Annotated in this window: 18 protein-coding genes and 3 tRNA genes; 12 read left to right on the top strand and 9 right to left on the bottom strand. The window is 64.6% G+C overall.

The window, feature by feature from the left end; all coding sequences use genetic code 11:
• The first annotated feature begins 3 nt into the window (after positions 1–3).
• Positions 4–1,014, top strand: a complete 1,011-nt coding sequence (locus A4F85_RS25235) for an inorganic phosphate transporter (protein ID WP_012207146.1) — start codon at positions 4–6, stop codon at positions 1,012–1,014.
• 118 nt (positions 1,015–1,132) lie between these two features.
• Here the strand turns inward: A4F85_RS25235 and A4F85_RS25230 are convergent, their stop codons facing one another.
• Together A4F85_RS25230 and A4F85_RS25225 are read right to left on the bottom strand one after the other, a co-directional pair.
• Entirely contained in the window at positions 1,133–1,639 is a 507-nt protein-coding gene (locus A4F85_RS25230) for an NINE protein (protein ID WP_012207145.1), read from the bottom strand.
• Positions 1,640–1,646: 7 nt separating this feature from the next.
• Positions 1,647–2,171 (bottom strand): GNAT family N-acetyltransferase, encoded by a 525-nt coding sequence (locus A4F85_RS25225; RefSeq protein ID WP_013800927.1) that lies wholly within the window; start codon positions 2,169–2,171, stop codon positions 1,647–1,649.
• Positions 2,172–2,317: 146 nt separating this feature from the next.
• On the opposite strand from A4F85_RS25225, the gene rpsP reads away from it, so the two are divergent.
• The 6 genes from rpsP (at position 2,318) to A4F85_RS25195 (ending at position 6,422) form a co-directional block, all read left to right on the top strand.
• On the top strand, positions 2,318–2,572 hold the full coding sequence (gene rpsP / locus A4F85_RS25220) for a 30S ribosomal protein S16 (protein ID WP_012207143.1): 255 nt from the start codon (positions 2,318–2,320) through the stop codon (positions 2,570–2,572).
• 132 nt (positions 2,573–2,704) lie between these two features.
• Positions 2,705–3,274, top strand: a complete 570-nt coding sequence (gene rimM, locus A4F85_RS25215; protein WP_013800928.1) for a ribosome maturation factor RimM — start codon at positions 2,705–2,707, stop codon at positions 3,272–3,274.
• Between the two features lie 12 nt (positions 3,275–3,286).
• Positions 3,287–4,057 (top strand): tRNA (guanosine(37)-N1)-methyltransferase TrmD, encoded by a 771-nt coding sequence (gene trmD / locus A4F85_RS25210; protein WP_063328174.1) that lies wholly within the window; start codon positions 3,287–3,289, stop codon positions 4,055–4,057.
• A 110-nt stretch (positions 4,058–4,167) separates the two neighbouring features.
• Entirely contained in the window at positions 4,168–4,548 is a 381-nt protein-coding gene (gene rplS / locus A4F85_RS25205; protein WP_013800930.1) for a 50S ribosomal protein L19, read from the top strand.
• A gap of 87 nt (positions 4,549–4,635) precedes the next feature.
• Positions 4,636–5,364: a CoA pyrophosphatase gene (locus A4F85_RS25200; RefSeq protein WP_043825071.1), complete on the top strand. Its 729-nt coding sequence runs from the start codon at positions 4,636–4,638 to the stop codon at positions 5,362–5,364.
• Positions 5,365–5,432: 68 nt separating this feature from the next.
• Positions 5,433–6,422, top strand: a complete 990-nt coding sequence (locus tag A4F85_RS25195) for a CobD/CbiB family protein (protein WP_034398910.1) — start codon at positions 5,433–5,435, stop codon at positions 6,420–6,422.
• Positions 6,423–6,510: 88 nt separating this feature from the next.
• On the opposite strand, the gene rsgA is transcribed toward A4F85_RS25195, so the two are convergent.
• From rsgA to A4F85_RS25180, 3 genes are read right to left on the bottom strand one after another with little or no spacing between them, the layout of a single operon-like run.
• The gene (gene rsgA, locus A4F85_RS25190; protein WP_013800931.1) at positions 6,511–7,479 is read right to left on the bottom strand and encodes a ribosome small subunit-dependent GTPase A; all 969 of its coding nucleotides are present in this window, start codon (positions 7,477–7,479) and stop codon (positions 6,511–6,513) included.
• Positions 7,480–7,497: 18 nt separating this feature from the next.
• Positions 7,498–7,830 carry a 4a-hydroxytetrahydrobiopterin dehydratase gene (locus A4F85_RS25185; RefSeq protein ID WP_063328173.1) on the bottom strand — a complete coding sequence of 111 codons (333 nt, stop codon included), beginning with the start codon at positions 7,828–7,830 and terminating at the stop codon, positions 7,498–7,500.
• 16 nt (positions 7,831–7,846) lie between these two features.
• Positions 7,847–9,148, bottom strand: coding sequence for a M48 family metallopeptidase (locus tag A4F85_RS25180; RefSeq protein ID WP_063328172.1), 1,302 nt, complete (start codon positions 9,146–9,148; stop codon positions 7,847–7,849).
• Positions 9,149–9,178: 30 nt separating this feature from the next.
• On the opposite strand from A4F85_RS25180, the gene orn reads away from it, so the two are divergent.
• The 3 genes from orn (at position 9,179) to A4F85_RS25165 (ending at position 13,765) form a co-directional block, all read left to right on the top strand.
• Positions 9,179–9,793, top strand: a complete 615-nt coding sequence (gene orn / locus A4F85_RS25175; protein ID WP_063328171.1) for an oligoribonuclease — start codon at positions 9,179–9,181, stop codon at positions 9,791–9,793.
• Between the two features lie 323 nt (positions 9,794–10,116).
• Complete coding sequence (locus A4F85_RS25170; RefSeq protein ID WP_063328170.1) at positions 10,117–12,144, top strand: DEAD/DEAH box helicase; 2,028 nt, start codon at positions 10,117–10,119, stop codon at positions 12,142–12,144.
• 151 nt (positions 12,145–12,295) lie between these two features.
• Entirely contained in the window at positions 12,296–13,765 is a 1,470-nt protein-coding gene (locus A4F85_RS25165) for a sensor domain-containing diguanylate cyclase (RefSeq protein WP_330873353.1), read from the top strand.
• A gap of 14 nt (positions 13,766–13,779) precedes the next feature.
• On the opposite strand, the gene A4F85_RS25160 is transcribed toward A4F85_RS25165, so the two are convergent.
• Positions 13,780–15,012, bottom strand: a complete 1,233-nt coding sequence (locus tag A4F85_RS25160; protein WP_063328169.1) for a multidrug effflux MFS transporter — start codon at positions 15,010–15,012, stop codon at positions 13,780–13,782.
• Positions 15,013–15,138: 126 nt separating this feature from the next.
• On the opposite strand from A4F85_RS25160, the gene A4F85_RS30770 reads away from it, so the two are divergent.
• The gene (locus A4F85_RS30770; protein WP_156517059.1) at positions 15,139–15,282 is read left to right on the top strand and encodes a hypothetical protein; all 144 of its coding nucleotides are present in this window, start codon (positions 15,139–15,141) and stop codon (positions 15,280–15,282) included.
• Positions 15,279–16,277 (top strand): TRAP transporter substrate-binding protein, encoded by a 999-nt coding sequence (locus tag A4F85_RS25155; RefSeq protein ID WP_063328168.1) that lies wholly within the window; start codon positions 15,279–15,281, stop codon positions 16,275–16,277. Before A4F85_RS30770 ends, A4F85_RS25155 begins: the two co-directional genes overlap by 4 nt.
• Positions 16,278–16,313: 36 nt before the next feature.
• Here A4F85_RS25155 and A4F85_RS25150 read toward each other — a convergent pair.
• The 3 genes from A4F85_RS25150 to A4F85_RS25140 form a co-directional block, all read right to left on the bottom strand.
• Positions 16,314–16,389, bottom strand: a tRNA-Lys gene (locus A4F85_RS25150).
• Between the two features lie 46 nt (positions 16,390–16,435).
• Positions 16,436–16,511, bottom strand: a tRNA-Lys gene (locus A4F85_RS25145).
• A gap of 55 nt (positions 16,512–16,566) precedes the next feature.
• A tRNA-Lys gene (locus A4F85_RS25140) sits at positions 16,567–16,642 on the bottom strand.
• Positions 16,643–16,772 lie beyond the last annotated feature (130 nt).

Genomic DNA, 16,772 nt, shown 5'->3' with positions numbered 1-16,772 from the left:
GTTATGGAATCCGTACAAGCGGCCCTGTGGGTCGTGATCCTGCTGGTGGTGCTGGCCTTGCTGTTCGACTTCATGAACGGCTTCCACGATGCTGCCAACTCGATCGCCACCGTGGTCTCCACGGGCGTGCTCAAGCCCACGCAGGCCGTGGCCTTCGCGGCCTTCTTCAACGTGGTGGCGGTCTTTGTCTTTCACCTCAGCGTGGCGGCCACCGTGGGCAAGGGAATCGTCCAGCCCGGCATCGTGGACACGCACGTGGTCTTCGGCGCCCTGGTCGGTGCCATTGCCTGGAACGTGATCACCTGGCACTACGGCATCCCCAGCAGCTCCTCGCATGCGCTGATCGGCGGCATCGTGGGCGCCGTGATCGCCAAGGCCGGCGCGGGCGCACTGATCGCCAGCGGCATCTGGAAGACCGTGGCCTTCATCTTCGTCTCGCCGCTGCTGGGCTACCTGCTGGGCTCGCTGATGATGGTGCTGGTGGCCTGGATCTGCCGCCGCGCCGCTCCCAACCGGGTGGACCGCTGGTTCCGCCGGCTGCAGCTGGTCTCCGCCGGCGCCTACAGCCTGGGCCACGGCGGCAATGATGCGCAAAAGACCATCGGCATCATCTGGCTGCTGCTGATCGCCACCGGCTATGCCAATGCCGGCGACGCGGAGCCGCCGCTGTGGACCATCGTCAGCTGCTACCTGGCCATCGGCCTGGGCACCATGTTCGGCGGATGGCGCATCGTCAAGACCATGGGCCAGAAGATCACCAAGCTCAAGCCCGTGGGAGGCTTTTGCGCCGAAAGCGGCGGCGCGCTGACGCTGTTCTTCGCGACCTTCCTGGGCGTGCCGGTCTCGACCACGCACACCATCACGGGTGCCATCGTCGGCGTGGGCTCCACCCAGCGTGCCAGCGCCGTGCGCTGGGGCGTGGCGGGCAACATCGTCTGGGCCTGGGTGCTGACGATCCCTGCCAGCGCCTTCGTGGCTTCCATTGCCTACTGGATCAGTCTCCAGCTGTACTGAGCCAAGGCAAGTGCCTTCAAAAAGAAAGACCGCCGATGGCGGTCTTTCTTTTTTGGGGGAGTCACGCGCTGGCGTACCACGGCGAAATCTGCATGGTGAAAACTTCACTGAGAAGTCTTCACTGCGAAATCTTGCGCGCTTCCTCCACCTGGTGCTCGAAGTAGTGCTGGAAGCTGTAGGCAATGCTGGCCATGAGCACGGCGGCGCCCAGCATCAGGGACAGCGCAATGGCAAAGATGGTGGACCAGCCCGTGCGCCCGGCCTGCGCCTGCACGTCAATGCCGGGGTTGTGGCGCCGGTTCCAGGCTTCGGTGTCGGTCAGCCCGTAGAGGATGGCGCGCAGCGCGCAGCCGGCGATGGTGAAGCCCAGCAGCGGAATCAGCAGCCAGCTGAGCTGGTCGTCCTGCCCCAGTTGCTGGACGCGCTCGATGCCATACACGCCCAGCGCCGTGGGCACGGGCAGCAGCCAGCCCAGCCAGTCGCCGAAGCCATGCAGGTAGAAGCGGTGCAGCCCCAGCGGCCCGCCGACGAAGGCCAGCCAGGTCGTCAGGGTCTTGCTTTTGGAGCGCGCAGCCCCCTGCTGTGCTTGAGCGGGCTGAGGCAAAGGCGTGCTGGGTCGGTTCATGCACCCATTATTCGGGCGAACTGCGGTTGCCGTCTCCCAGGGTCTTCTCCATGAGAACGATGTCCAGCCAGCGGCCAAACTTCCATCCCATGGAGCTCAGCGTGCCCGCCGGGGTGAAGCCCGCGGCGCGGTGCACGCCGATGGAGCCGGCATTGGCCGAGTCACCGATCACCGCCAGCAGCTTGCGCACGCCGGCCGCCTCGCATTCGCGCGACAGCGCATCGAGCAGCAGTCGGCCCACGCCCTGGCCGCGCGCTGCGTCATGCACGTAGATGGAATCCTCGGCGGAGAAGCGATAGGCCGGGCGCGGCTTGAACCAGTTGGCGTAGGCAAAGCCCAGCACCTGGCCCTGTTCGTCCACGGCGACCAGATAGGGCAGGCCCTTGGCCAGCACGTCCGCGCGGCGCGTGGCCATGTCCGATTCGGCAGGGGGATCGGTCTCGAACGTGCCCGTGCCGTGCAGCACGTGGTGGCGGTAAATGGAGGTGATGGCGGCGAGATCGCCGTCCAGGCTTGAGCGAATGGTAGGCATGGAAAGGGAAGTTGGATATAATCGCTGGTTTTACGGCGTGTCGCTGGCCGGGTGGCCATGTCGCGTGTCTCAAACGCCGCAAAACATGTGCAGCCATTCATTGTCTAGTTAATTGTGTGGTGGCTGCGCCCACCCGAAGGAAAATCATGGTCGTCATTCGACTCTCTCGCGGCGGTTCCAAGGCCCGTCCGTTCTACAACATCGTTGCCGCCGACAAGCGCGTGCGTCGCGATGGTTCGTTCATCGAACGCCTGGGCTTCTACAACCCCAACGCCCGTGGCGGCGAAGAGGGTCTGCGCGTTGCTCTGGACCGCGTGAACTACTGGAAGGGCGTTGGCGCGCAGGCTTCCGAGACCGCAGAGCGCCTGATCAAGCAGGCCACCCAGAAGACTGCTGCCTAATTCAGCATCCCTTCTGAAATCGGGTTCCGTTGGCTTGTCTGACGGAGCCCGTTTTTGTTTTCCCTTCCGGATCGCCTTGCAGGGATCTGCAACGATCTGCATTGACTGTCCATCTACTGCCTACCGACTGCCATGAGCCACATGCCTGAACTCGAAGCCAGCGTCCTGCCCGCCGATGCCGTGGAGGTCGGGCGCATCGCCGATGCCTGGGGCATCAAGGGCTGGTTCAAGGTGGCCGCCTTCAGTGCCGACCCCGAGGCCCTGTTCACCGCAAAGCAGTGGTATCTGCAGCCCCCCGAGAAGGGTGCGCGGCAGTTCACCGGTACGGTGCTGCTGCCGGTCAAGCAGGCGCGCGTCCACTCCGATTCCGTCGTCGCCACATCGCCTGTCGTGAACGACCGCAATACCGCCGAGGCCCTGCGTGGCGCGCGCATCTTCGTGGCGCGCAGCGATTTCCCGCAGCCCGAAGATGGCGAGTATTACTGGGTCGATCTGCTGGGCCTGTCCGTGGTCAACCGCGAGGGCGTGGCCCTGGGCGTCGTCCGCGACCTGCTGTCCACCGGCCCGCAGACCGTGCTGGTGCTGGCCTATGAAGAGGATGGCAAGGAGCGCGAGCGCATGATTCCCTTTGTCGATGCCTATGTGGACAAGGTGGATCTGCCGGGCAAGACCATCGTTGCCGACTGGCAGCCCGACTATTGATCGCCGACCTCCATGCGCTTCGACATCATCACGCTGTTCCCTGAGCTGTTCACGCCGTTTCTTGAAAGCGGCGTCACGCGCCGTGCCTATGCCTCGGGCCAGGTCGGCGTACACCTGTGGAATCCGCGCGACCATGCCCAGGGCAACTACCGGCGCGTGGACGATCGCCCCTTTGGCGGCGGTCCGGGCATGGTGATGATGGCCGAGCCGCTGCAGCGCTGCCTTGAGACGGCCCAGCAGGCGCGCCGCGAGGCCGGCGAGCCCGAGCCGGCTCCCGTGGTGCTGTTCTCGCCGATCGGCACCACGCTGCGCCATGCCGTGGTGGCCGACTGGGCGCAGGGACAGGGCGCGATCTTGCTGTGCGGCCGCTACGAGGGCCTGGACCAGCGCTTCATCGATACCCATGTCACGCACCAGTTGAGCCTGGGCGACTTCGTGCTTTCTGGCGGCGAGATCGCTGCCATGGCCCTGCTGGATGCCGTCGCACGGCTGCAGCCCGGCGTGCTCAATGACGAAGGCAGTTTCCAGCAGGACAGCTTCAATCCGGCGCTCGACGGCCTGCTCGATTGCCCGCACTACACCCGCCCCGAAGTCTGGGAAGGGCGTGAAGTGCCGGCGCCACTGTTGTCCGGCCACCACGCGCAGATCGAGCGCTGGCGCCGCGACCAGCGCCTGTCCATCACAGCCAGGCACCGGCCCGAGCTGATAGAGCAGGCGCGCGCCCAGGGCCTGCTCAACGCCAAGGACGAGGGGTTTTTGGCAAAAAACGTCTCCGGGCTATAATCCGCGATTCTTCGATCCTCTATCCGGCCGCTGCTACGAACAAAGCAGCCATGGCGCCAATCCCGGCGCTTGCCAATCCTGGCGCGGACAAGATCGATTGGATGTTGACCATGAATCTGATCCAGATCCTCGAGCAAGAGGAAATCGCCCGTCTGAACAAGACCATCCCCCAGTTCGCCCCCGGTGACACCGTCATCGTGAGCGTGAACGTGGTCGAAGGCAGCCGCAAGCGCGTGCAGGCTTACGAAGGCGTGGTGATCGCCAAGCGCAACCGTGGCCTGAACAGCGGCTTCACCGTGCGCAAGATCTCCAGCGGTGAAGGCGTGGAGCGTACGTTCCAGACCTACTCGCCCCTGATCGCCGGCATCGAAGTCAAGCGTCGCGGTGATGTGCGTCGTGCCAAGCTGTACTACCTGCGCGAGCGCAGCGGCAAGTCGGCCCGCATCAAGGAAAAGCTGCCGTCGCGTGTCAAGGTTTCTGCCGAAGCCTAAGCACCTGCGTCACAGCTGGAAAGCCGCTACAGTCGCCTGTAGCGGCTTTTTTGTTGTCCGGCCGTTGCCCATCACAAGCCTTTATTCGTGTCCTCTCTGCCCGATACCGCCATTCCCGTGCCGACCGGCGGGCCAGTGCCCGCAGCCGTGCCGTCGATCGCCGACCCGCGCATGGCGCAACTGATTGGCAAGGACAGCCACCTGCCTGCCGTGCCCCCCGAGGCCCGCACGCCCGAGGCCCTGCGCCAGCGCTTTGCGCTGCCGCCCCAGTGGGCTCCCGAGGTGGTGCGCGAGAAGCGCTTCAGCGATCGCCAGCCCACCGATGCCGCCGTGCTCGTGCCCATCGTGCTTCGCCCCGAGCCCACGGTGCTGCTGACCGAGCGCACGGCCCACCTGTCCACGCATTCGGGGCAGGTGGCATTTCCGGGCGGCAAGCGCGATCCGGAGGATGCCTCTGCCCAGGCCACGGCCCTGCGCGAGGCGCATGAGGAAGTCGGACTGGCCGCCAGCGATGTGCAAGTGCTGGGCACGCTGCCCATCTACATCACGGGCACGGCCTTCCTGATCACGCCGGTGGTGGCCCTGGTCGATCCCCGGGCGCACCTCAATCCCAATCCCTACGAAGTGGCGGATGTGTTCGAGGTGCCGCTGGCCTTCCTGCTCGATCCTGCCAATCATGAGCGCCACTCCATGGTCTGGAACGGCGTGCCGCGCGAATGGTTTGCAATGCCCTACCAGGATGGTGATCGCCAGCGCTACATCTGGGGCGCCACGGCCGGCATGCTGCGAAATCTTTACCGATTCCTGTCGGCCTGATGCCCGGATCGCGGGCCGTGCCACCCCGGGGTCACTGACCTGTCTGCATGCGCCAGTATGATGGCCGGATGAGTTTCTTTGCCATTCTGATCGCCTTGCTGATCGAGCAGGCGCGCCCGTTGACGCCGGCCAATCTCGTGCACACAGGCTACAGGGCCTGGACGGTTTCGGTGCGCCGCAACTTCGATGCCGGCCAGGCGCACCATGGCTGGCTTGCCTGGACCGTGGCGGTGGCATTGCCCTGCGTGCTGGTGACGGGCATCTACCTGCTGCTGCTGTGGGGCGTGGGCTGGCCGCTGGCCATGGTCTGGAATGTGGCCGTGCTCTATGTGACGCTGGGCTTTCGCCAGTTCAGCCACCACTTCACACGCATCCGCGATGCGCTGGATGCAGGCGATGAGTATGCCGCGCGCGAGGCGCTGGCTCACTGGCAGCAGGTCGATGCCAGCGAGGTTCCGCGCAGCGAGGTCGTGCGCCATGTGATCGAGTACTCGGTGCTGGCCGCTCATCGCCATGTGTTTGGCGTTCTGTTCTGGTTCTCTGCGCTGGCAGCGCTGGGGCTGGGTCCGCTCGGCGCCGTGTTCTACCGCATGACCGAGCACCTGTCGCGCTCCTGGTCGCGCAAGGGCCTGGTGGGCGGCACCCAGGTCAGTCCCCAGCTGCAGCACACCTCCCGGCTGGCCTGGACCGTGATCGACTGGTTGCCTGCACGGTTGACGGCGCTGTCCTTTGCTGTGGTCGGCAGCTTCGAGGAAGCCATCGAAGGCTGGCGCTTCCATGCCCAGCGCTTTCCCAACGACAACGATGGCGTGATCCTGGCCGCCACCTCGGGTGCCATCAACGTGCGCCTGGGCGGCGAGGCGCTCAAGCGCCGTGAAGGCATCTCGGTGACCCGCGACGACGGCGAGGAGATCGATCTCGATGTGGACAGCGAAGCCACGCCGGGCCGCGAGCCGGAGATCGGCCATCTGCGCAGCGTGGTCGGCCTGGTCTGGCGTTCGGTCGTGGTCTGGCTGCTGCTGCTGGCCCTGCTGTCGCTGGCGCGTTTGCTGGGCTGATCGCTGCGCCGCAGAAGGCGAGCCCTGCCTGTCTTGCCAGGCAGCAGCCCGCCCTTCCTGATGCAGCCGGGTCGTTGTTTTGAGGAGGTCAGTACTTCTGCGCCTGGCTCAATTCATCGAACAGCTCGGCGTAGATGTAGTAGCGGTTGGCGCTGATGTCGTGGTCGGCATCCATTCCGGTTTCCTCGTCTTCCACGCGCGGCATGACGGCGCATCCCGGCTCGTGCAGGTGGGTGCAGTTGTAGAACTTGCATTCCTGCGCGTGGGCGCCGATGTCGGGCATGCAGCGGGGCAGGTCCGTGGGCTCTATGTGGCGCAGGCCGAATTCCTGGAAGCCCGGTGAGTCGATCAGCGCCGTGGTGCGCTCTTCGTCCATCCAGTACCAGCTGGTCGTGGTGGTCGTGTGCTTGCCGGAGTTCAGCGCCTGCGAGATCTCGTTGGTGGCCGCGCGTGCGCCGGGCACCAGCAGGTTGATCAAGGTGCTTTTGCCCGAGCCGGACGGGCCCAGGACCAAGGTGGCCTTGCCCTTGAGGTGTTGCATCAGCAACTGCCGGTCGGCCTCGCCTTCGTTGGCCAGCGACAGCGACAGCACCTCGTAGTGCGGCGTTTCCTGGCCCAGGTACATCTCGCGATAGGGCTTCAGGCGCTCCCAGGCATCGGCGAAGGGCTCGGCCAGGTCACGCTTGTTCAGGGCGATCAGGGGCTTGATGTGGGTGGCTTCGGCGGTGATGAGGGCACGGGCCAGCTGGCTTTCGGAGAACACCGGCTCGGCCGCGATCAGGATCAGCACCTGGTCGATGTTGGCCGCAAAGGACTTGGTGCGTATCTCGTCCTGGCGGTAGAACAGGTTGCGCCGTTCCAGCACCTTCTCTATGGTGCCTTCCTCGCCCTGGCCGGCGGGTGGCAATTGCCAGCGCACGCGGTCGCCGACCACGGTCTGGCTCTTCTTGCCGCGCGGATGGCAGATGTGGCGTGCGCCTTCTTCGGTCTCGACCACGCAGTGGCGGCCATGGCTGGAGACGACCAGGCCTTCTCGCAATGCGGAGCGCTCAGCCATGGGATGCCGGGGTGGGATTCATGGACGCTCCAGCAGCGCATTGATGCGCCGGGCGCACTCGATGTCGGTGGACGAGATGCCGTTCACGTCATGCGTGTTCAGGCGCACACCGCAACGGCCGTAGCTCACGGTCAGGTCGGGGTGGTGGTCCTGCTGGTGGGCGATCAGGGCCAGCGCGTTCACGAAGGCCATGGTCTCGTAGTAATTGGCAAAGGCGTAGCTCTTGGCGATGGCATCGCCATCGAGCTGCCAGCCCGGCAGGGCCGCCAGTGCGGTGCGCAATTCGTCCGGCGTCAGCGCGCGGCGCTGCTGAGTGGACCAGTCCTGTTGTTGCAAGCGTTGTGTGCTCATGGTGGATGTGAAAGGGTCAGGTCGGAGAAGGCATGCGCGCCAGCCGGGCGAGGGCGGGCGGATGCGAGTAGTAAAAGCCCACGTACCAGGGATCGGGCGTGAGCGTTGAAGCATTGTCCTCGTACAGCTTGAGCAGTGCCGAGGCCAGATGGGCGCCGCTGGCCTGTTGCATGGCATAGGCATCGGCTTCGAACTCGTCGCGGCGCGACAGGGCCGAGAACAGCGGGGTGACAAAGAAGCTGAACACCGGCACGGCCAGCAGGAACAGTAGCAGTGCCACGGCCTCGTTGCCGGCGCCTATCCCGCCATGGCCCAGCGCAAGGTCAAGACCGGGGCGCACGCCCAGGCCCAGGTAGAACCACAGCTGCTGCGACAGCCAGCCCAGCAGTGCGAAGCCGGCCAGGCTGGCGGCGAACATCAGCAGCATGCGCTTGAGGATGTGGCGGTGCTTGAAGTGGCCCAGTTCGTGCGCGAGCACGGCCTCCACCTCGTCGGCGTCGAGCTGCTTGAGCAAGGTGTCGAAGAACACCACGCGCTTGGAATGGCCGAAGCCCGTGAAATAGGCATTGGCATGGGCCGAGCGGCGGCTGCCATCCATCACGAACAGGCCTTTGGCCGTGAAGCCGCAGCGCTGCATCAGCGCGCTCACGCGTTTCTTGAGCGTGCCTTCGGCCAGCGGTTCGAACTTGTTGAACAGCGGTGCGATGAAGGTCGGAAAGATCCACATCAGCAGCAGGTTGAACGCCGTCCACACGGCCCAGGCCCACAGCCACCACAGGTCGCCGGCCGAGCCCATGAGCCACAGGATCAGCGCCGCCAGGGGAAGGCCGATGGCCGCGCCCATGGCGGTGGACTTGATGGCATCGGTCAGCCACAGCCGCAGCGTCATCTGGTTGAATCCAAAGCGCTGCTCCAGCACAAAGGTCTGGTAGAGCGACAGCGGCAGCTCCACCAGCCCGGAGATCAGGGCAAAGCCGGCCAGCAGTGCCAGTTGCTGCCACAGGCCGGCGCCCATCAGTTCCAGCAGCCACTGGTTGAGCGCGTCGAGCCCGCCCAGCAGCGTCCATGCGAGCAGCACCACGGCGCCCAGCGTCATCTCGATCAGGGCGATGCGGGCCTTGGCCAGCGTGTAGTCGGCGGCCTTTTGATGGGCCGCGAGGCTGATGCGTTGCGCAAAGGCCTCAGGCACCTCGGCCCGATGGCGGGCCACATGGCGGACCTGGCGCGAGGCCAGCCAGGCGCGCAGCAGCCACTGGGCCAGCACGGCTGCGGCAAACAGCAGGGACAGCGTCGAGGAAAAATCGGGGTTGAAGGCCATGTGGCCGCAGTGTAGGCGACAATTTGGGCCATGTCCGAAGCCTCCGAAGCCGCCAGCGCTTGCATTCCCGTCCCCGCCGAACCCGGCACGTCCATCACCCTGGCCAAATCCGATCTCAACCTCGTCTGGCTCGACTGCGAGATGACCGGGCTGCAGCCCGATACCGATCGCATCATCGAGATCGCCGTGGTCGTCACCAGTCCGGACCTGGCCATTCGCATCGAAGGGCCGGTATTTGCCATCCATCAGGCAGATGCGCTGCTCGATGGCATGGATGCCTGGAACAAGGGCACGCATGGCAGGAGCGGCCTGATCGATCGCGTCAAGGCATCGACCACCAGCGAGGCCGATGCGGAGGCTGCGCTGATCAAGTTCCTCTCGCAGTACGTTCCCAAGGCCAAGGCCCCGCTGTGCGGCAACAGCATCGGGCAGGACAGGCGCTTCATGGAGCGCTACATGCCCAAGCTCAACAACTTCTTCCACTACCGCAATGTCGATGTCAGCACCCTCAAGGAACTGGCCAGGCGCTGGAAGCCCGACGCCTATGCCTCCTTCAAGAAGGCCCAGCGCCACACCGCACTGGCCGATGTGCACGAGTCCATCGATGAGCTGGCGCACTACCGCGCGCGCCTGCTGAGCGTCTGAATCTGGCGGCCCCGGCCATTTTTGTGCCAGGGGCTTGCGGGAAAACCCGGGGAGTGCGACAATCTCCAGCTTGCCCCCATCAACAAGGGGCAATTTGCACATCTCCATCACACAAGGGCCCCTGCGCTGTGTGTCTGTGGTCGGTGTCCATAGACCACCATGAAGACTTTCATGGATGGCGGGACCACCGGTTTCGGACCAGCCGAAAATGCCCATCCGCCCTTTTGCGAAGGGCCGGTTAAGTCTGACGGTGGATGTTGACCCAACCGTCGAGAAAAGCGTGCCAGATCGCTGACTGCGCGTGCTTTTCGTTAGAGCCATTCATGAACGATATCTCTCAAGAGCAGGGCATCATTGCCGCTGCCGATTCCTCTTTTGCTTCCGCCGCTGAAGCATCTTCCGTGCTGAACGCCGCCGTTGCCAGCGCCGAGCAGGCCGCCGAATCCCTGGCCGCCGCCGAAGTCGTGGAAATCGCCGAAGGCGCCGAGGCTGTTGAAGCAGCCCCCGAACTGCCCAATGCCTTCATCGAGCTGGGCCTGGCTGAAGAACTGGTCCGTGCCGTTGCCGATCTGGGCTACACCCAGCCCACGGCCGTGCAGGCGCAAGCCATTCCCCTGGCCATGGGCAGTGATGACCAGGCCTTCATCGACCTGATGGTGTCCAGCCAGACCGGCTCGGGCAAGACCGCTGCCTTCCTGCTGCCCGTGCTGCACACGCTGATCCAGCAAAAGGCTGACGAAGAAGCCGCCATCCGCGCCGAATATGACCGCCAGTGCGCCGAAGCAACGGCCAGCGGCCAGCCCACGCCCAAGCGCAACAAGCGCAAGGACCCCACGAATCCCCGCAATTTCAAGGCAGCCGTTCCCGGCGCCCTGATCCTGTGCCCCACGCGCGAGCTGGCACAGCAGGTGGCGCATGACGCCATCGAGCTGGTCAAGCACTGCCGCGGCATCCGCATCGCCAACGTGGTGGGCGGCATGCCCTACCAGCTGCAGATCGCCAAGCTGCAGAACGCCAACCTCGTGGTGGCCACTCCCGGCCGTCTGCTGGACCTGCAGCGCTCGATGCAGATCAAGCTCGACCAGGTTCAGTTCCTGGTGGTGGACGAAGCCGACCGCATGCTGGACCTGGGCTTCTCGGATGACCTGGCCGAAGTCAACGACCTGACGGCACAGCGCAAGCAGACCATGATGTTCAGCGCCACCTTCGCGCCCCGCATCCAGCAACTGGCCATGCGCGTGATGCATGACGGCGGCTCCGGCGTGAAGAAGGTCACCATCGACACGCCTCAGGAAAAGCACGCCAGCATCAAGCAAGTGCTGTTCTGGGCCGACAACTCCCAGCACAAGCGCAAGCTGCTGGACCACTGGCTGCGCGACACCACGATCAACCAGGCCATCGTTTTCGCATCGACCCAGGTCGAGTGCGACGGTCTGGCCAATGACCTGCAGCAAGACGGCTTCTCCGCCGTGGCACTGCACGGCGCCCTGAGCCAGGGCCTGCGCAACCGCCGCCTGATGGCGCTGCGCAGCGGTCAGGTGCAGGTGCTGGTGGCTACCGATGTGGCGGCACGCGGCATTGACGTGCCCACCATCACCCACGTCTTCAACTACGGCCTGCCCATGAAGGCAGAGGACTACACCCACCGTATCGGCCGCACGGGCCGTGCCGGTCGCGAAGGTGTGGCCGTCACGTTCGCGGAATTCCGTGACCGTCGTCGCATTTTCGATATCGAGGCCTACAGCCGCCAGCAATTCAAGGCCGAAGTGATTCCTGGCCTGGAACCTGCACAGCGCGCACCCAGCAGCAACGAAGGCCGTGGCGGCCGTCGTGGCGGCGGTGGTTTTGAAAGCCGTGGCGGCGATCGCCGTGGTGCCGGCGGCGGTGGCCGTGGCGGTTTCGGTGGTGATCGTGGCTTTGGCGGCGATCGCGAGCGCAGCTTCGGTGATCGCGGTGGCGATCGTGGCTTCGGCGCACGCCGTGATTCCGAAGGCTATGGCCGCAAGGCTGGCTTCGGTGGCTTCGGCGGTGGCCAGCGCGAAGGCGGCTTCGGCCAGGGCCAAGGTCAGCGCGAAGGCGGCTACAGCCAGGCCCCGCGCGAAGGCGGCTTTGGCCGTGGCGGTGAAGGCCGTGGCTTCAGCGGCGACCGCGGTGCTCCGCGTGGCGGCGATCGCCGTGACGGCGCTCCTCGCGAAGGCGGCTTCCGTGGTGCATCCGGCGAGTCGCGCGGCTTTGGCGGTGGCGAATCCCGTGGCGGCTTCGGCGGCGGCGAGCGCCGTCCTGCCTTCGGCAAGAGCGCTCCCAAGCCTTACTCGCCCCAGGGCGGTGATCGCAAGCGCGTCGTGCGCTGATCGATCTCGGCATTGCATGCAGACCGGCCCTTCGGGGCCGGTTTTTTTTCGGCCATCTGCGTCCTCGCGTGGTGCGGCCTGTCCTTGATGGTGCAGAACCTGCTGTCTGGCGGGCTCTGTGACTGCCATAATCGCGGCGCGGAGGTGCCCTGTGGAGTCTTTGATCGCGTCCAGTGTGGATTTTGAACACATGTTCGAACTGGCCCCCGTCTCGCTATGGCTGGAGGACTACAGCGCGCTCAAGCGGCTGCTCGACCAGTGGCGTGCGCAGGGCGTGACCGATCTGCAGGCGCATTTCCTGGCCCACCCTCAGGCGCTGCAGCAGTGCAGCGCGGCGCTCAAGGTGGTGCGCGTCAACCAGCGCACGCTGGACCTGTTCGGCGCCAGTGACCAGCAGACCTTTCTTGCCAGCCTGGGCCAGGTGTTCCGCGATGACATGCACGCGGGTCTGGCCTGCGAGCTGGAGGATCTGTGGCAGGGCTCTCTGAGCTTTGCCAACCGCACCGCCAACTACACGCTGGACGGGCGACGGCTCGATGTGCAGATCCGTGGCCGCATCCTGCCCGGTCATGAAGCGCTTTGGGACTGCGTGCTGGTCTCGCTGGAAGACGTGACGGCCGAGATGCGCAGCGCGCGCCAGCTGCACCGCAGCGAACAGTACTCGCGCGACCTGTTCGAGTACTCGCCCGTGTCGCTGTGGGTCGAGGATTTCAGCGCCATCAAGCGCCTGCTCGACGATGTGCGTGCCCAGGGCATCAGCGACTTCGCCACCTTCCTCAAGGTGCACCCGGAATTCGTCTCGCGCTGCATGCAGGAGATTCGCGTTGTGGACGTGAACCGCCAGACGCTGCGCATGTTCGGCGCCACCGACAAGCTGCAACTGCTGAGCCGGCTGGGCCGCATCTTCCGTGACGAGATGATCGACTCCTTTGCCGATCAGTTGCAGGACCTTTGGAGCGGCAAGCTCGTGCAGCACCGCGAAGTGGTGAACTACGCCCTGTCAGGCGACGCTCTGCACATCCACATGCAGCTGGCCGTGCTCGATGGCCATGCAGATGACTGGGGGCTGGTGCTGCTGTCGCTGGTGGACATCACGGCGCGCAAGAAGGCCGAGGCCTACCTCGAATACCTGGGCAAGCACGATGTGCTGACCCAGTTGCGCAATCGCGCCTTCTATATCGAGGAACTCAATCGCCTGGCACGCAAGGGGCCCTGGCCGCTGGCGGTGATTGCCATCGACATGAATGGCCTCAAGGAGGCCAATGACGAGCATGGCCATGCCGCAGGCGACGACATGCTGCGCCGCGTGGGCGAAGTGCTGACCAAGGCCGTGGATGCGCCTGCCTGCGCGGCGCGCATAGGCGGCGACGAGTTCATGGTGCTTTTGCCGGCTTCGGACGAGCGCGGCGCCGAGGCGGTCAAGGAGCGCATCCTCTCGCTGCTGGAGCTCAACAACCAGTTCTATCCGGGCCAGGCGGTCAGCCTGTCCATGGGCGTGGCCTGCTGCGATTCGGGCAGCCAAGTCGAGGCCACCGTCTCGCGCGCCGACCAGGCCATGTATGCCGAAAAGGCGCGCTACTACAAGGAAAGAATGCTGGACCGCCGCGCGGGCCGCGCTTAGCGCCGCAGTACCTGTCAGGTCTCCGAGGCGTGCCGCCCGATTTCGGGCCAGCGGTGGTGCAGGTAGATCCAGGACGCCAGCCCGATCAGCATCATGCTGATCGAGCCCAGGGCCAGCAGTACGGTCGAATGCATCACCAGCGGTGCAATCATGCCCGCCACGATGCCATTGGCCGTGGAGCCGACCACGGCCTGCAGCGATGAGGCCAGGCCGCGCCGCTCCGGGTGGATGTCCAGCACCAGCAGCGTGACCACGGGCACCATCATGGCCCAGCCGAAGGCGAACACCCCCACGGGAATCAGCGCCCAGCTCACGTGGGCGGGCCAGATCAGGTTGGCGACCAGGTTGATGATGGACACGACGAACATGATCAGAAAGCCATGGCGGATCTGGTGCTTGGGCGGAATGCGCCCGGCCAGACGACCGCTCACCCATGCGCCACCCATGATTCCCGAGATCGAGATCACGAAGAACCAGAAGAACTGCTGCGGCTGCAGGTGCAGCAGGTCGCCCAGGAAGGCGGGCGCCGACAGCACATACAGAAACATGCCGTTGAACGGCACGCCGCTGGCAAAGGCCAGCAGCACAAAGCGCGGATCGCTGCACAGCTCCTTGTAGCCGTGCATCAGAGGCTTGAAGCGGAAGGGCTGGCGCTGCGCCTGTGGCAGGGATTCCGGCAGGAATCGCCAGTTGATACCCCACAGCAGCACGCCCACCAGGGTCAAAAACCAGAACACTGCCGCCCAGCCCAGGTGTATGAACAGCCAGCCGCCCATCACAGGGGCCAGGGCTGGGGCTATGCCAAAGAAGATGGTGATCTGCGCCATCACGCGCTGGGCCTGGGCGGGTGGAAACAGGTCGCGCACCACGGCGCGCGACACCACGATGCCGGCACCCGTGGACAGGCCCTGCAACGCGCGAAACAGCACCAGCTGCGTGATGTTCTGCGATAGTGCACAGCCCGCCGATGCCAGCGTGAATACGGCCAGCCCCCACAGCACCACGGGGCGGCGGCCAAAGCTGTCGGCCATGGCGCCGTGGAAAAGGTTCATGAAGGCAAAGCCGAACAGATAGGCCGACAGCGTCTGCTGCATCTGCAGCGGCGTGGCGTTCAGGGCCTGGGCGATGCCGGAGAAGGCGGGGATGTAGGTATCGATCGAGAACGGCCCCAGCATGCCCAGGATGGCAAGCAGGACGGCCAGGGCCCAGCGCGGGCCCTGCCAGAGCGGGGAAACATTTTGTGGCATGCAGGCGAGGCGGTTGTGCGTTGCGGGAGACCGCAGGCGCAGAAAAAGGCCGCGCGCCCTTGCGCCTGCGGCAGGGTGACACTGTAGCGGCTTGGCTGGAATCCGGTGTGACGGATGGCTTGGCGAATGACCTGGGCGATGGAATGGTTAGATAGTTTGTATCTAAATGATTTAAATATCGATAGAATTTATCTTTTTCGCCAGCATGCACAGGTCCGCCGTGGGGTGGATGGCATGGTTCTGGGTGCTTTCGCCAAGGATCTTTCATGATTGTTTCTCGCCGCACGTTGATATCGGCTCTGGCCCCGGCTGCGTTGCAACTGACTGCAGGCGCTGCCTGGTCCAAGGGCCGTCGACTGCAGCTGTCGGCGGCCTATGGCGATGGCATCTTCCACACGCAGAACCTGCGCAACTTCGCGGCGCGCGTGGGGGCCGATACCCAGCAGGCGCTGGAGATCGATGTGGTGTCCAACTCGGCGCTCAAGCCCATGGGGCAGGTGCTTCCTGCGCTCAAGCGCAATGAAATCCAGTTCGGCGAAGTTCTCATGTCGTCCTATGTGGATATCCATCCGCTGCTGGCCATGGACTCGCTGCCTTTCATCGTGCGTGGCTTTGACGAGGCTGCGCACCTGTGGCAACTGACCCGTCCCGTGCTGCAGGAGTTTTTGCTGGCTCAGCAGGGGGTGCGCCTGCTGTTTGCCGTGCCTTGGCCGGCGCAGGGCCTGTTCTGCCGGCGCCCGGTCAACAGCATCGTGGATCTCAGGGGGCTCAGGCTGCGTGTGCAAAGCGATGCGACCAAGCGGCTGGCGGAACTCTGGGGAGCGCAGCCGGTGGTGCTCGCGGCCGGTGATCTTGGCATGGTGCTGGAGCAGGGAGGTATTGACGCCATGGTTTCATCCAGTGCCACCGGCGTCGACAGCCAGGCTTGGAAGACCATGAAGGTGTTTCTGGACATCAAGGCCTGGATTCCCAAGAACATGTTGTGCGTCAGCGAACTTGCCTGGAAGGGCTTTGCCGAGCCGGAACGCCAGGCCATCAGCCGCGCCGCCGCGCTGGCCGAGAAAGAAGGCTGGGCGCTGGCCCAGCAGGCCGATGAGCTGGGCAAGAAGGTTCTTGTCGACAACAAGATGTCCGTGGCCGCGCCATCGGCGGACCTGCGCCGCATGCTGGATTTGATGGGGGAGCGCTTTGGCCGGGAGTGGGTGGCCAAGGCTGGCAGCAGCAATATGTCTGTGCTGATGGAATACAACAAGAAAAGGCACTGAGCGCTGTCGCGCCGAGTGCCTTGTTCTGGGTATTGGTGGTGGGCCCTGAGTGATTCGAACACTCGACCAACGGATTAAGAGTCCGCTGCTCTACCAGCTGAGCTAAGAGCCCACGTATTTCTGCGTGGATGCCTGATGAGATCAGGCAAAAAAATTCTTGGTGGGCCCTGAGTGATTCGAACACTCGACCAACGGATTAAGAGTCCGCTGCTCTACCAGCTGAGCTAAGAGCCCCCTCGGGTATTCCGAAGGAATCAGCCTGGATGAATCCAGGCTGAAAAGGAATTTTTGGTGGGCCCTGAGTGATTCGAACACTCGACCAACGGATTAAGAGTCCGCTGCTCTACCAGCTGAGCTAAGAGCCCCAAAAACAAGTCTGCGCTGCAAACGAGACCGCAATTATGCGGCATTTTTTGTGCGCTTGCAGGAAGACGCGCCAAATTTTTAGTTCATGGCATGGTGGCGCTGAGCCGGGCCCGCGTGCCACGCGGTGCG

It is taken from the genome of Delftia sp. GW456-R20 (assembly GCF_001622915.1).
Lineage (GTDB): Bacteria > Pseudomonadota > Gammaproteobacteria > Burkholderiales > Burkholderiaceae_C > Comamonas > Comamonas acidovorans.
This window is presented reverse-complemented; position numbering and strand designations above follow the sequence as displayed.

Bases quoted from the DNA above. Each gene is read 5' to 3' on its own strand.
- A4F85_RS25235 (WP_012207146.1), top strand. From the start codon at position 4: ATGGAATCCGTACAAGCGGCCCTGTGGGTCGTGATCCTGCTGGTGGTG.
- A4F85_RS25155 (WP_063328168.1), top strand. From the start codon at position 15,279: ATGATTGTTTCTCGCCGCACGTTGATATCGGCTCTGGCCCCGGCTGCG.
- rpsP (WP_012207143.1), top strand. From the start codon at position 2,318: ATGGTCGTCATTCGACTCTCTCGCGGCGGTTCCAAGGCCCGTCCGTTC.
- A4F85_RS25195 (WP_034398910.1), top strand. From the start codon at position 5,433: ATGAGTTTCTTTGCCATTCTGATCGCCTTGCTGATCGAGCAGGCGCGC.
- trmD (WP_063328174.1), top strand. From the start codon at position 3,287: ATGCGCTTCGACATCATCACGCTGTTCCCTGAGCTGTTCACGCCGTTT.
- A4F85_RS25225 (WP_013800927.1), bottom strand. From the start codon at position 2,171: ATGCCTACCATTCGCTCAAGCCTGGACGGCGATCTCGCCGCCATCACC.
- A4F85_RS25180 (WP_063328172.1), bottom strand. From the start codon at position 9,148: ATGGCCTTCAACCCCGATTTTTCCTCGACGCTGTCCCTGCTGTTTGCC.
- A4F85_RS25170 (WP_063328170.1), top strand. From the start codon at position 10,117: ATGAACGATATCTCTCAAGAGCAGGGCATCATTGCCGCTGCCGATTCC.
- orn (WP_063328171.1), top strand. From the start codon at position 9,179: ATGTCCGAAGCCTCCGAAGCCGCCAGCGCTTGCATTCCCGTCCCCGCC.
- rsgA (WP_013800931.1), bottom strand. From the start codon at position 7,479: ATGGCTGAGCGCTCCGCATTGCGAGAAGGCCTGGTCGTCTCCAGCCAT.
- A4F85_RS25185 (WP_063328173.1), bottom strand. From the start codon at position 7,830: ATGAGCACACAACGCTTGCAACAACAGGACTGGTCCACTCAGCAGCGC.
- A4F85_RS25160 (WP_063328169.1), bottom strand. From the start codon at position 15,012: ATGCCACAAAATGTTTCCCCGCTCTGGCAGGGCCCGCGCTGGGCCCTG.
- rplS (WP_013800930.1), top strand. From the start codon at position 4,168: ATGAATCTGATCCAGATCCTCGAGCAAGAGGAAATCGCCCGTCTGAAC.
- A4F85_RS25230 (WP_012207145.1), bottom strand. From the start codon at position 1,639: ATGAACCGACCCAGCACGCCTTTGCCTCAGCCCGCTCAAGCACAGCAG.
- rimM (WP_013800928.1), top strand. From the start codon at position 2,705: ATGAGCCACATGCCTGAACTCGAAGCCAGCGTCCTGCCCGCCGATGCC.
- A4F85_RS30770 (WP_156517059.1), top strand. From the start codon at position 15,139: ATGACCTGGGCGATGGAATGGTTAGATAGTTTGTATCTAAATGATTTA.